The sequence below is a fragment of the Kordia sp. SMS9 genome (genome assembly GCF_003352465.1).
Classification (GTDB): Bacteria; Bacteroidota; Bacteroidia; order Flavobacteriales; family Flavobacteriaceae; genus Kordia.
The window spans coordinates 641,975-655,471 of record NZ_CP031153.1; the positions used below are offsets into that span (position 1 = coordinate 641,975).

Genomic DNA, 13,497 nt, shown 5'->3' on the forward strand with positions numbered 1-13,497 from the left:
ATATGTCTGTAAGTGTCATTGTATGACTTTTATCAGTTAGTCTTCTACACTGATTACTTTTTCAATTTGTGGTACGTGTTTTTTGATGGTCATTTCTACACCAGACTTTAAGGTCATTTGGTTGACGCTACAACCAACACATGCGCCTTCTAGTTGAACTTTGACCAAGGTGTCATTTTCAATGTCTACGAGTTTGATATCGCCACCGTCACTTTGTAAAAAAGGACGAATTTCCTCCAGTGCCTTTTCTACGTTGTTTCTTATTTCTTCGGTTGTCATGTATATCTTGTTTACGAGATTATTTTTTGATGGCTGAACATCCTGCCATTGTTGTAATTTTTATAACTTCTGTAGCAGGTAAACTTTCATTACGGTTTACCACTTCTTGCACTACATTTTGCGTCAATTTTTCAAAAGCTGCTTCAATTAATGTAGCGGTTTGCATTGCTGCAGGTCTTCCTACGTCTCCAGCTTCACGAATGCTTTGCACCAATGGAATTTCTCCTAAAAATGGCACGTCGATATCTGTTGCTAGGTTTTTAGCACCTTCTTTTCCGAAGATGTAATATTTATTGTTTGGCAACTCTTCAGGAGTAAAGTACGCCATATTTTCTATAATTCCCAATACAGGAACGTTTATGCTGTCTTGCTGAAACATTGCTACCCCTTTTTTAGCATCTGCCAATGCCACATTTTGCGGTGTACTCACCACAACGGCTCCTGTGATTGGTAAGGATTGCATGATGCTTAAATGAATGTCTCCAGTTCCTGGAGGTAAGTCTAATAGTAAGAAATCCAATTCGCCCCAAGCGGCATCAAAAATCATTTGGTTTAGAGCTTTGCTTGCCATGGGTCCACGCCAAACGACGGCTTGATTTGGCTTTGTGAAGAATCCGATAGAAAGAATTTTAACACCGTAACTTTCTACAGGTTTCATTTTAGAAGCGCCATCTATACGAACCGCCAACGGTTTTTCGCCTTCTACATCAAACATAATTGGCATGGATGGTCCGTAAATATCCGCGTCTAGTACGCCAACTTTAAAGCCCATTCCCGCTAAGGTTACCGCTAAATTTGCCGTTACGGTAGATTTTCCAACGCCTCCTTTTCCAGAAGCAACGGCAATGATATTTTTGATATTTGGTATTTGCTTTCCTTTGATTTGCGGTTTTTCAGGTCGCTCAACTTTAATGTTTACTTTGACTTTCGCGTCTGCGTATACTTTATCTCGCAAAACCGATGTAATGTCTGCTTCTACTTTTTTCTTAGCTTGTAATGCAGGATTTGCGATGACGATATCAATTACGATTTCATCTGCAAACGTCATGATGTTTCGCACGGCACCACTAGCAATCATATTGGCACCTTCACCTGGAACGGTAATGGTACTTAATGCTGCTTGTATTTCTTTCTTTTCTATTTTCACAATATTGTTTTTAGTTTGAATTGTTCAACGTACCTAAGCGTTTTCGCAAAAACACTAATATAAATTGATTCTAAATTGCAAAGATACAGCGAAATGTTTAGAAAGTGAAGTTGTTGTATTGAAATGATTGATGGTATAATTTAGTCTTCTTATAAGATCTTTTTGAGATAAAGCGATGATATACTATGCAAAAAATAAAATTCTTCTATTGGAGGCAATCTCTTTTTGTCAGTCAAAACGTGTTCGTTTTTTTAGTGAGTTTTTTGAAAATTACTCTGCTTTTATAAAAACCGACTATCTACATTAGGGTTGTGCTAGAAATTTTAGTTTTTTTGAAACTGAGTAATAAATACACTAACATTTTAAAGAAGCAAGAGCTAAAAAAAGGAACTCGTGTGAATTAAGTTAGTTTTAAATAAAATTTTAAGATATTTTTACTTTCAAATATATAGCCGAAAATCAATACACTTATGAAAAAAACCTACCTTATCCTACTTTGTACATTTTGTATGCACAGCATTCAAGCACAAATTGTAAATATTGGTGATCCAAGTCTAAAAGCTGAATTAATTGCCGATGGTGTAGACACAAACAATGATGGCGAAATTCAAGTGAGTGAAGCGCTTGCGGTTACCAATTTGAACATCATAAACAATCAAGCAGAAACTTTTCAAGGCATTGAAGAATTTACAAACCTTATAGAGTTACGTATTGGATCTGGAACGAGTATTTATAATACCGATAGCGAAAATTTAGACGTAAGAGCATTGACACAATTAGAAGAATTGTATTTGAATTCTTTTGGTGGATATATTAATCTTTCTGACTTACATTCTTTGAGAATTGTTGATACAAATTTGAGCTTTGGAAATCCTGGTAAATTCAATTTAACTGGATTGGTTAATTTAGAAAAGTTTGCGCATAGCGTTTTCAATTTAAGTAATCATAATTTTTATTTGAATCATTTGAGCAATTTGAAAGAGTTGCAATTGGACGGTCATGGATTGACACATTTGGATGTAGGAAACTTAATTAATTTACAAATGCTGAGTTGTGCCGATAATGAAATTTCGGAGATAGATTTATCTAATTTAATCAATCTTACAAAACTTTTTTGTATTCAAAATCAGTTGACTTCATTAGATCTTAGCCGTAACAATATTACAGAAACTTTACTCTTTGCAGACAATCCATTAGTTTCATTAAATATTAAAGACGGAATTATTAATGATCTCGATCAAAGTTATACCTTTAACAACACAAATATTCAATCTATTTGTTGTGATGCTAACGAACTTTCTAATGTTCAATTAGCTGTTACAAATGCTGGACATTCAGGAGTTACTTATGACACAAATTGTACGCCAACAACAGGAACTCCGTATTATACCATTCAAGGAAAAAATATTTTTGATTCAACTGTAGATGGTTGTGATATCAGTGATGGTTTTTTACCAACGGTTGCATATACAGTTTCAAACGGTACAAACGAAGTGACAATTTACACTGACAAGTTAGGAAATTATGAATTTATAGGAAAAGCAGGAAACTATACCATTACACCTAGCGTTCCTGATTCTAATTATTATACATTTTCTCCTGCAAGTATTACAGTAAACCTTCCGGCAGATGGCACTACGGTAAATCAAGACTTTTGTGTAACGCCAAACGGCGCGCCCATTGTAACATCGCTTCCGTTACGATTAAAAAACGATATTTTGGCACAAACCAACGTAGATACAAATGGTGATGGAGAAATACAAATTACAGAAGCTGAAAGCGTAACGACGTTAACGGTAGTAAGTCCTGTGATAAAAGGATTAGACGATTTTGTAAACCTTGAAACTTTAAATTGTAATTCTTCCATTTTAGGCGATCAATACAATACTGTGCGCGTGCTGTATTTGGATGTGCGTCCGTTGATTAACTTAAAAAAATTGACGGTTAGAGGAAATCGAATTGCAACCTTAGATCTGAGTCAAAATGTAAATTTAGAGAACTTGGACTGTAGAGGAAATTTACTAAATTCTTTATTACTTACTCATAATTCTAATTTAAAATATTTGCGTTGCGGAAATCTTCTGGGAAGTCCAGATGTTCCTTACGGTGTGTATTCTCCTGTAAATAATAATACGTTTAAAACGCTCGATCTAAGCAATAATCCAATTCTAGAACTTGTAGATTGTTCGTATGCCACAATGGATGGAATTATCTTTGGAAATAATACAAATTTACAAAGTATATATGCCATTAATAATGGGCTCACTTCATTAGATATTTCACAACTTCCTAATTTAAGAATTCTGTATTGTTACACCGATGATAGTACCAACAATTATATTCCAGATAGTGAACCGAATCAAATTACAGCACTTGATACTTCTCAAAATACAAACCTACTAACGCTATATTGTTATAAAAACTCAATCACATCTTTAGACATAGCCTTAAACACCAATTTACAATCGTTAAATTGTAGCTATAATTCCTTGACTTCCATTGACATTTCGCAAAATCCCAACTTATTTTACTTTAATTGCGGCAACAATCCATTGACAAACTTTGATGTTTCTCAAAATACAGGATTAAAAACATTAGGTTGTGCAAACATTGGACTCACCACCTTAGATTTGAGTCCATTTCCAGAATTATACAGTGTAAATTGTCGTGAAAATACCTTAACAACACTCGATATTTCTCAAAATCCTGCGCTAACCTATTTGAATTGTGAGAATAATCAAATTACACAATTGTTTGTGAAAAATGGAAATACTTTTACTACGACCGTCACAGACGATTATTATTATACGTATCACTTTAAATATGCTGGAAATCCAATCCAATATATCTGTGCAGATGATTTTGAAATTGAAGAAATTTTAAATTACATGCCGTCCAATTTAAGCATTGCTGTGAATACTTATTGTTCTTTTACACCAGGCGGAAGTTATAATACTGTGCAAGGAACAGTCCGTTTTGATGCTAACGGAAATGGTTGCGACGTCAATGATGATCCGTATCAATATTTGAATCTAACAATTTCAAACAGTAGCAATGAAACCGGAACTTTGGCTTCTCAAAATGATGGTTCGTATGCGTTTCATGTTTCTGATGATGATGTATATACAGTAACGCCTATTTTGGAAAACCCAACGTATTTTACAGTTTCTCCAGCCAGTGTTACCGTAAATTTCCCAACAGATGCAAGTCCATTTACACAAGATTTCTGCATCACACCAAATGGCACGCACAATGATGTTGATGTAACGTTGATTCCTTTAAATCAGGCCAGACCTGGATTTGACAGTAATTACAAATTAGTTTATAAAAACAAAGGAAACACCACTTTATCTGGAACGATCAATTTGACTTTTGAAGATGATTTTATAGAGCTGGTTTCGGCAAATCCGATGGTAGACACGCAAGCTGTAAATTCGTTGCAATGGAATTATTCGAATCTAGTACCATTTGAATCGCGTGAAATTCTATTTACGATGAATTTAAACACGCCAACCGATGCTTCTTTTCCACTAAACGGGGACGATATCCTAGATTTTGAAGCTACGATTACACCTGTTATTGATGATGAAACGATGAACGACAACACTTTCACGCTTTCGCAAACTGTAGTCAATTCTTTTGATCCGAATGATAAAAACTGCTTGCAAGGAACTGAAGTGACTACCGAACTTGTTGGAAAGTATGTCGATTATATGATTCGTTTTGAAAACACAGGAACAGCCAATGCCATAAATGTGGTTGTAAAAGACGAGATTAATACTGCGATGTTTGATCCGAGTTCGCTAATTGTGACAAACACAAGTCACGCAGTTGCCACTAGATTTACCAATGCAAATACGGTAGAGTTCATCTTTGAAAACATCAATCTTCCGTTTGATGATGCTTCGAATGATGGATATGTGACTTTTAAGATTAAAACCTTGCCGACTTTAATGATTGATGATACTTTTGAAAACGAAGCTGAAATTTATTTTGATTACAATTTCCCTATTCAAACCAACAATAGCATTACGTTGATTAAAGATGTGTTGAGCGAACGTACGATTACTATCGAAAGTTTTGAAATGTATCCAAATCCTGTGAAAGATGTGGTCATCATTAGCACAAGAGAAGTTATTGAAACGATTCGCATCTATGATATTTCAGGGAAATTCATTCAAGAAGCATCATTTACTGGAACACAAAACAGCATTGAAATTACAACTTCAAAATTAGCACAAGGAACGTATTTTGTGAAAATTAAAACGGTTTCTGGTGCGGTTTCCGTGAAGAAAATGGTGAAAGGGTAATTTGTAGCGCTCCGCTAATAGTCACGCTGCGCTTTGATATTTTGGTAGTTGAGTTTTTTCAACTGTTTCGACTCAGCTAGATATGACGTGAGGAAATTCTGCGGAAGCGAAAAAAAATTAATTCATCAAAAAAACATTGATACATTAATACATTTACACATTAGTACATTGGCAAACTGGTACATCATAAAAGCTCCTTAGAAGGATCCCAAAAGTATTTGTCGAGATTTTGAATTTGATTGTCTATAACTTCTACGCCTTCGCTTTCGAGCAATTGTTGCATTAAATTCGTGCCTTGAAAATGATGTTTTCCCGTGAGCAAACCTTTTCTGTTCACAACTCTGTGCGCGGCAATATCTTCGTATTTTCCTGCGCCATTCATTGCCCAACCGACCATACGTGCACTTCGCGCAGCTCCTAAATATTTGGCAATAGCTCCGTAACTTGTCACTCTTCCATACGGAATCAACCGAGCGACTTCGTAGACACGTTCAAAGAAATTTTCGTTTTCTGGTTTCATGAAATAGCAGGTTTGTAAAATATACGTACCAAGGTTATAATGACAAGGACCAACATTAATATGCTTAAAATATGATCGGAATTTTTAGAAAAATAACCCGATTTTGACTGCGATTTGTTAAAATAAAACACATACATGTACAACATAGCAAAGGTTCCAAATCCTGTTCCTAATACAAAAGTGATGATATCTGGAATCGTAAACTGCATTAAGTCCGAAGCTCTCCACAATGCGTTCAATCCGATGAAATACGGAATTGGTAATACGTTGAGCATTGCTAAAAAAGTTCCTTTGAAAAAACTTCCTTTTTTACTCACTTTTACCATGCGAATGCGTTTTTCTTTGGTTGTTTTTTTCCGTGCGATGACAAAAAAGTAAATCGCCAACAAACCAAAAATAATAACTGCCGCTTTTTCCAAAGCTTCAATAACTTCTTGATTGTGATATAAATATTTAGAAATAGTAACTGCAATAATCGCCTGAAACAACACGACAATAGAAGCACCAATCGCGAAGATAATTCCGTTCAATTTCCCTTTTTGAGTACTAATTTTTGCCGCCGTAATATTGATTAAACCTGGAGGAACGACACCCAAGAGTGCCGCTGAAAAGGTAATAAAAAAGAGAATAATGAGATCGGTCATTACTTAATTTTGAAGTGAATATAAGTAATTGCTTTGTTTACTTCCAAATATTGCGACTCGTAAAATGTTTGTATCTCGGTAACTTCTGCTGGACTTCCTTCGTTTTTGTACACATCATGATTGGCATATAATACTTCGTGTCCCGCGCCATGCAACAATCCTAAAGTATACCCATGCATAAATTCGCTGTCGGTTTTTAAATGTACGGTTCCTTCTGCATTCAGTACTTTTTTATAGCGTGCCAAAAATGCTTCGTTGGTCATTCGGTGTTTGGTACGTTTGTATTTTATTTGCGGATCTGGGAATGTAATCCAAATTTCAGAAACTTCATTTTCAGCAAATAAACCTTCTATCAATTCTATTTGTGTTCTGATGAACGCTACATTGTTCATACTTTCTTCAATGGCAGTCTTGGCTCCACGCCAAAAACGCGCGCCTTTAATATCGATTCCGATAAAGTTTTTGTTTGGAAACTTTCTTGCCAATGCCACACTATATTCTCCTTTTCCGCAACCTAATTCGAGCACAATTGGCGCATCATTTTTAAAGAAATCACGATTCCACGTTCCTTTGTATGGAAAATTTCCGCTGACAATTTCTTCGCGTGTTGGTTGTAGTACATTCGCAAATGTGTCGTTTTCTCTGAAGCGTTTGAGTTTGTTTTTACTTCCCACAATAAATTCTTAATATTTTGACAAAACTAAGGAAATCTTGCAGACCTTTTTATATTCTTATCTTTGATTTTATGAAGAATTCGAAAACTGTGTTAGTTGCTCCCTTAAATTGGGGTTTGGGACATGCCACTCGCTGCATTCCGATTATCCGCGGATTATTAGCTGAAAATTTTACACCTGTGATTGCTTCTGATGGCATTGCGCTTCACTTGTTGCAAAAGGAGTTTCCCGAGTTAGAGACCATTACCTTGCCCGATTATCAGATTGAATACGCCAAGAAAGGAAAGAATTTTAAACTGAAAATGCTGAAAGATTCGCCTAAAATGCTCAAAGCCATTTCTAAAGAAAAGAAAATTGTGAAGAAGCTCGTGAAGCAACGTGATTTTTGCGGAATTATCTCAGATAATCGATTGGGTGTGTACAGCAAAAAAGTGCCTTCCGTGTTTATTACGCATCAATTGAATGTATTGAGTGGCGCTACAACTTGGTTGAGCAGTAAAATTCATCAGTTTATTATTAAAAAATTTGACGAATGTTGGGTGCCTGATGTTGAAGGAAAACCAAATCTCTCGGGAAAATTGGGCCATTTAAAGAAACATTCGCTTCCGCTGAAATATATTGGACCGTTGAGCCGATTACAGTTTGAAGAAGTACCAAAAATATACGATTTGATGGTCATTTTATCTGGTCCTGAGCCACAACGTACGCTATTGGAAGAGAAGTTGTTTGAAGAAGTGAAACATTTTGACGGAAAAGTGTTGTTCGTTCGTGGAAAAGTGGAAACCAAACAAGAGCATTTTCAGTTTTTGAATTGTGACGTGTATAATTTTATGCAAAGCGATGCACTCGAAAAAGCATTTAACGAAAGTGCTTTGGTATTGTCACGATCAGGATATACAACCGTAATGGATTTGGCAAAGTTGCACAAAAAAGCCTTTTTCATTCCTACGTCTGGACAGTTTGAACAAGAATATTTAGCCAAGCGTTTGCAAAAACAACAACTGGTGCCAACCGCAACACAAGATGATTTTTCGATACAAGATCTTTCCCGCGTAAGCGATTTTAAAGGATTGAATCAAATTGATTATGAGGAAGATTATAAAGCGTTATTCCACCTTTTCCAGCGTGAATGAAAACTCAGAACCGACGCCGTATTCACTTTCTACGTATATTTTTTCGTTGTGCGCTTCAATAATGTGTTTTACGATGGACAATCCTAAACCAGAGCCACCTTCTTTACGAGTTCGACTTTGATCGACACGATAGAAACGTTCAAACAAACGCGGAATGTTATCTTTTTCAATTCCTTCACCATTGTCGGTTACACGCACAATCACTTTGTTTCGAATGAGGTTTTCAACACTAATTTCTGTGGTTCCTTTTTCACGACCGTATTTAATAGAGTTTACAATTAAATTTGTCAATACTTGTTGAATGCGTTCTTTATCGGCAGCAACTAAAATCGGTTTGGTATAATTCATATCAAACGCCAGCGATATTTTCTTTTTGGCAGCTTTCATCTCTAGTAAATCAAACACATTTTGCACCAATTCTATAATGTCAAATTTTTCAACATCCAAATTCAAATCGCCTGCTTCCAAACGCGTAATCATATCCAAATCTTTCACAATATAGATGAGTCGCTCGACACCTTTTTCAGCACGATTTAAGTATTTTTTACGAATATTTTTGTCTTCCATCGCACCATCTAACAAAGTCAAAATATAGCCTTGTACGGTAAACAGTGGCGTTTTTAGTTCGTGAGAAACATTTCCAACAAATTCTTTTCGGTAGTTTTCTCGAATTTTTAGCGTTTCAATTTCCAGTTTCTTATTCGTGGCAAACTTTTCAATTTCTTTCGTTAAGGTTGCCATGTCTGTTGTGATGGGATAGTTTTGAAAGTCGCTCACATCCAACAGCGTTACATCATCATATATTTTCTTAACACGTTTGTATATAAAGCGTTCTACACGAAACTGAATGATAAAAAAGCAAAAAGCAAAACCTGCTATAAAAAACAGTGTGGGCACTAAGATGAAATTTTCAATCTCAAAAAATAATAGCAAAGCCACCAATATAGACGTTGTAAATAATGTAATGTACAACGAGGAGCGAAAAGCAAAACGATATGATTTTCTAAGTTTTCTAGTCATGTTTATTGTACGTACTTGTACCCTACACCTTTGACGGTTTTAAAATGATTTTCGCCAATTTTTTCACGTAATTTACGAATGTGAACATCGATCGTACGTCCGCCAACAATGACTTCATTTCCCCAAACTTTATCCAAAATTTCTTCTCTTTTGAATACTTTTCCTGGGCGAGAAGCTAATAGCGATAATAATTCAAATTCTTTTCGTGGCAAGATGATTTCCACACCTTCTTTTTCAATTTTGTATTCTTCTCTGTTGATGATAATATCTCCAACCGTTACAATCAATGCATTTTCTTCGTCATCTTTTAAGCGACGCAACAACGCTTTTACTTTACTTACCAACACTTTTGGTTTGATGGGTTTTGTAATGTAATCATCTGCGCCCGCATCAAAACCTGCCACTTGCGAGTAATCTTCACCGCGAGCCGTTAAAAAAGTAATGATGGTGTTTGCCAAACTGCTTTCTTTTCTGATATTTTCACACGCTTCAATTCCGTCCATTTCTGGCATCATCACATCCATAATAATCAAATGTGGTTTTATTTTTTTTGCTTTTGCAATGGCTTCCACTCCATTATTTGCCGTTGTGAGATTGTATCCAGCTGACGATAAATTATAGCCTACAATTTCTAAAATATCTGGCTCATCATCTACAAGTAAGATTTTAATATCCTTTTTTTTCATGCGAGTGCTGTTTAGTTTAAGTAGTTGGTTTTGTATTATTTAAATCAAATTTTACAATTCATACAATTCAGCAAAAGTACATATAAAATTAATTATGGAAAGCTGTTAACATTGATTTAATATGATAACATTAAGCTAACACACATATTACAAAGTTTTAACCTGCAAGTAACACCACTTTTACACGTTGCGCATTTCTTTGCGCTGTGAAATTAAAATACTAGATGAGACAAAACATTACACTTACAATTCTCCTATTCTTTACGTTTGTAATAGGATTTGCACAAAACGGTTCTATCGTTGGTAAAGTGCAAGATAAAGAAGTTAATAATGATCCGCTACCTTTTGCTAATGTAACGATAAAAGGGACTTCTAAGGGAACTACCTCTGATTTTGACGGTTTATATGAGTTAAAAGATGTAGCACCTGGAACCTACACATTGATATTTAGTTTTGTGGGTTACAAGACACAAGAAGTTGAAAATGTAGTTGTAAATCCAGGAAAAATAACCAATGTAGATGTAATTTTAGCAGTAAATGCTGCTGCGTTGGACGCGATTGTTATTACGGCAACTACACGAAAAATATCAGAAGCTGCTACTTTGTTAGAGCAGAAGAAATCGAAAGATATCAAACAAATTATTGGTGCAGAAGAATTGGCACGTAAAGGTGTTGGTGATGCTGCGGGCGCGGTAACGAAAATTTCTGGGGTTTCTAAACAAGAAGGATCGAGCAATGTTTATGTGCGTGGATTGGGCGATCGGTATTTGAATACTACACTTAACGGATTGCCATTACCATCAAACGATATTGAAAAGAAAAATATTGAGTTAGGCTTATTTGCAACAGACGTTATTGAAAACGTTTCTATCAGTAAGGCATATTCTGGAAAACAATACGGAGATTTTGCCGCAGGGAATGTAAACATCAACTCGAAAGATTACAAAGGAAAAGGATATGTTGAAGCATTTGTAGGATCGAGCATCAACACCAATGCGATTGGAGAAAACTTTGTAGTGAGTGAAGGCTCTGGTTTCTTTGGAGATTATGCACGTCACAATCAAAATCCGTTTGCCGTTATTTTATCACATGGTGTGGATCCAGAAGCTGTAGAAACTCCCATTAATATAAACTTCGGAATTTCAGGAGGAAAGTCTTGGGATTTTGAAAATGGTGCGCGTTTGAGTGCTTTCGGAACGGTTTCTTTTGAAAACGGATACGAATACAGACGCGGTGAAGCAACTGACTTTACAACAGTAGAGAAAAAGTCGTTTCAAGATGCAGAAGAGTTCGAATACAGTACAACAACGACTGCGATGGGAACTTTAAACTTTAAAATTAACGACGATAACAAATTAAAGTTCAATTCATTATTTATCAACAGTTCTACAAATGAAGTTGGATATTTTGGTATTGATGGAAAAGGTAGAAACAGAGATGCTATTTTAAATACGGATGAAGGTTTTTATCAAATGAACGCTCAGTTTGATCAAAATCAAGTGTTTGTAAATCAATTAATTGGTAATCACAAAAAGAACAAAATAGAAGTTGACTGGGCTGTAGGATACAACTTGGTATTTGCAAAACAACCAGATCGTAAGCGTATTAGTATTGAAAACTATCAATTTGCATTAGATGCTGATCCAACGACCAATCCTACATTTTTTAGCAACGTAGATTATGACAACCAACGTTATTTTCAAGATATTGACGATACCGAATTTAACGGACGTATCAACTTAGCGTATGATGTAAATGAAAACTTCAAATTAAATTTTGGGTACAACGGAAGAAGCAAAGAGCGTAATTTTGAAAACATTCGTTACGGATATGACATTGTTGATTCTAACTTCCAAATTACTGATGTAGATAACTTGAATAGCATTTTCAATATTGGAAACTTTAATGCTGACGGAGGCGCAATCTATGATATTAGAGTGATCAATGCTATTCCAGACTTAGGAAATACAAACAGACCTGGACTTGCTGAAAACACATACACAGGAAACTTAGATTTATTTGCCGGATATGTAGATGCAGAAATTAAATCAGAAAAATGGTTGATTGTGCCAGGCGTGCGTTTTGAATCATTTGATCAAAGTATTGCATACGACGTAATTAACTTAGGAAACAATGGAAACTCTAGCAGAAGCGCGTATGAAAACTTCATTTTGCCAAGTATAAATGTAAAATATGCATTATCAGAAGAGCAAAACATCCGTTTCTCTGCAAGTAGAACAGTTTCCTTACCTGAATTTAAAGAAACGGCTCCTTTTGTATACATTGATGTAACCAACAGAATTGGTGGTAACCCTGACTTATTAGGTGCTACTGATCCAAATTTTGTGAATGTAAGTGACAAATCGTACTCCAACGTACTCAACTTTGACTTAAAATACGAATGGTTTTTTGGTAAAGGAGAAATCTTTTCAGCATCGGCATTTGCAAAACAAATTTCAGATCCGGTAAACCGAGTAGTGGCGTTTGATGCTACAGGAACACAGCGTTACTTTAGAACAGGAGAAACGGCAGAAGTATATGGTGTTGAATTTGAGTTTAGAAAAAACATACTGCAAAATGAAGATGAAGAAACATTACTTTCCGCTGGAATCAATACAACTTTGATGCACACGCAGCAAGACTTGTACGATGAAATTTCGGGTACATACAGCGTGAGTTTTAGAGAAAATGAAGAACAACTACAAGGAGCTTCTCCATTCATCATCAACGCAGATGTAAGCTACTCTCCAACTTTTGGAAGTTACAAACCAACAGGAAACTTAGTGTTCTCTTACTTCTCAGATAGGATTGATGCGTTAGGTTCTGGACAATTAGGAAACATCGTAGAAAAATCAGTACCAACGTTAGATTTCATTCTAAAAAATAAAATTACAGACGACTTTGAAATCAACTTTAGCGTACGAAACATATTAAACCCAGATATCAAATTTGTGCGTGAAACAAGTGCTGGAGATGTGTTAGTAACATCTGCAAACGGAAAAGGAGTTTCTGGCTACGACAGAGGAAGAAATATTGGATTTCAATTAAAATATAAATTCTAAACCAACAACACAACTAAAAAAA

At 35.5% G+C, this 13,497-nt stretch carries 10 protein-coding genes; 3 read left to right on the forward strand and 7 right to left on the reverse strand.

What is annotated here, in order from left to right:
* Positions 1-36: 36 nt before the first annotated feature.
* Complete coding sequence (locus KORDIASMS9_RS02935; protein WP_114901401.1) at positions 37-279, reverse strand: NifU family protein; 243 nt, start codon at positions 277-279, stop codon at positions 37-39.
* Positions 280-298: 19 nt separating this feature from the next.
* Positions 299-1,426: an Mrp/NBP35 family ATP-binding protein gene (locus tag KORDIASMS9_RS02940; protein ID WP_114901402.1), complete on the reverse strand. Its 1,128-nt coding sequence runs from the start codon at positions 1,424-1,426 to the stop codon at positions 299-301.
* Between the two features lie 470 nt (positions 1,427-1,896).
* Between KORDIASMS9_RS02940 and KORDIASMS9_RS02945 the strand changes: the two genes are divergently transcribed.
* Positions 1,897-5,736 (forward strand): T9SS type A sorting domain-containing protein, encoded by a 3,840-nt coding sequence (locus KORDIASMS9_RS02945; protein ID WP_114901403.1) that lies wholly within the window; start codon positions 1,897-1,899, stop codon positions 5,734-5,736.
* 184 nt (positions 5,737-5,920) lie between these two features.
* Here KORDIASMS9_RS02945 and KORDIASMS9_RS02950 read toward each other — a convergent pair whose 3' ends face one another.
* From KORDIASMS9_RS02950 to trmB, 3 genes are read right to left on the reverse strand one after another with little or no spacing between them, the layout of a single operon-like run.
* The gene (locus KORDIASMS9_RS02950) at positions 5,921-6,256 is read right to left on the reverse strand and encodes an MGMT family protein (RefSeq protein WP_114901404.1); all 336 of its coding nucleotides are present in this window, start codon (positions 6,254-6,256) and stop codon (positions 5,921-5,923) included.
* Positions 6,253-6,900 (reverse strand): lysine transporter LysE, encoded by a 648-nt coding sequence (locus tag KORDIASMS9_RS02955; RefSeq protein ID WP_114901405.1) that lies wholly within the window; start codon positions 6,898-6,900, stop codon positions 6,253-6,255. The genes KORDIASMS9_RS02950 and KORDIASMS9_RS02955 overlap by 4 nt, the downstream gene beginning before the upstream one ends.
* A complete protein-coding gene (gene trmB, locus KORDIASMS9_RS02960) occupies positions 6,900-7,574 on the reverse strand; it encodes a tRNA (guanosine(46)-N7)-methyltransferase TrmB (RefSeq protein ID WP_114901406.1) in 675 nt (224 codons plus the stop codon). The genes KORDIASMS9_RS02955 and trmB overlap by 1 nt, the downstream gene beginning before the upstream one ends.
* Before the next feature lie 71 nt (positions 7,575-7,645).
* Between trmB and KORDIASMS9_RS02965 the strand changes: the two genes are divergently transcribed.
* On the forward strand, positions 7,646-8,707 hold the full coding sequence (locus KORDIASMS9_RS02965) for a glycosyltransferase (protein WP_114901407.1): 1,062 nt from the start codon (positions 7,646-7,648) through the stop codon (positions 8,705-8,707).
* On the opposite strand, the gene KORDIASMS9_RS02970 is transcribed toward KORDIASMS9_RS02965, so the two are convergent.
* Both KORDIASMS9_RS02970 and KORDIASMS9_RS02975 read right to left on the reverse strand, forming a co-directional pair.
* The gene (locus tag KORDIASMS9_RS02970; RefSeq protein WP_114901408.1) at positions 8,681-9,727 is read right to left on the reverse strand and encodes a cell wall metabolism sensor histidine kinase WalK; all 1,047 of its coding nucleotides are present in this window, start codon (positions 9,725-9,727) and stop codon (positions 8,681-8,683) included. The genes KORDIASMS9_RS02965 and KORDIASMS9_RS02970 overlap by 27 nt on opposite strands.
* A 2-nt stretch (positions 9,728-9,729) precedes the next feature.
* Positions 9,730-10,413 carry a response regulator transcription factor gene (locus KORDIASMS9_RS02975; RefSeq protein WP_114901409.1) on the reverse strand — a complete coding sequence of 228 codons (684 nt, stop codon included), beginning with the start codon at positions 10,411-10,413 and terminating at the stop codon, positions 9,730-9,732.
* 224 nt (positions 10,414-10,637) lie between these two features.
* On the opposite strand from KORDIASMS9_RS02975, the gene KORDIASMS9_RS02980 reads away from it, so the two are divergent.
* Positions 10,638-13,475 (forward strand): TonB-dependent receptor, encoded by a 2,838-nt coding sequence (locus KORDIASMS9_RS02980; RefSeq protein WP_114901410.1) that lies wholly within the window; start codon positions 10,638-10,640, stop codon positions 13,473-13,475.
* The last annotated feature ends 22 nt before the right edge of the window (positions 13,476-13,497 follow it).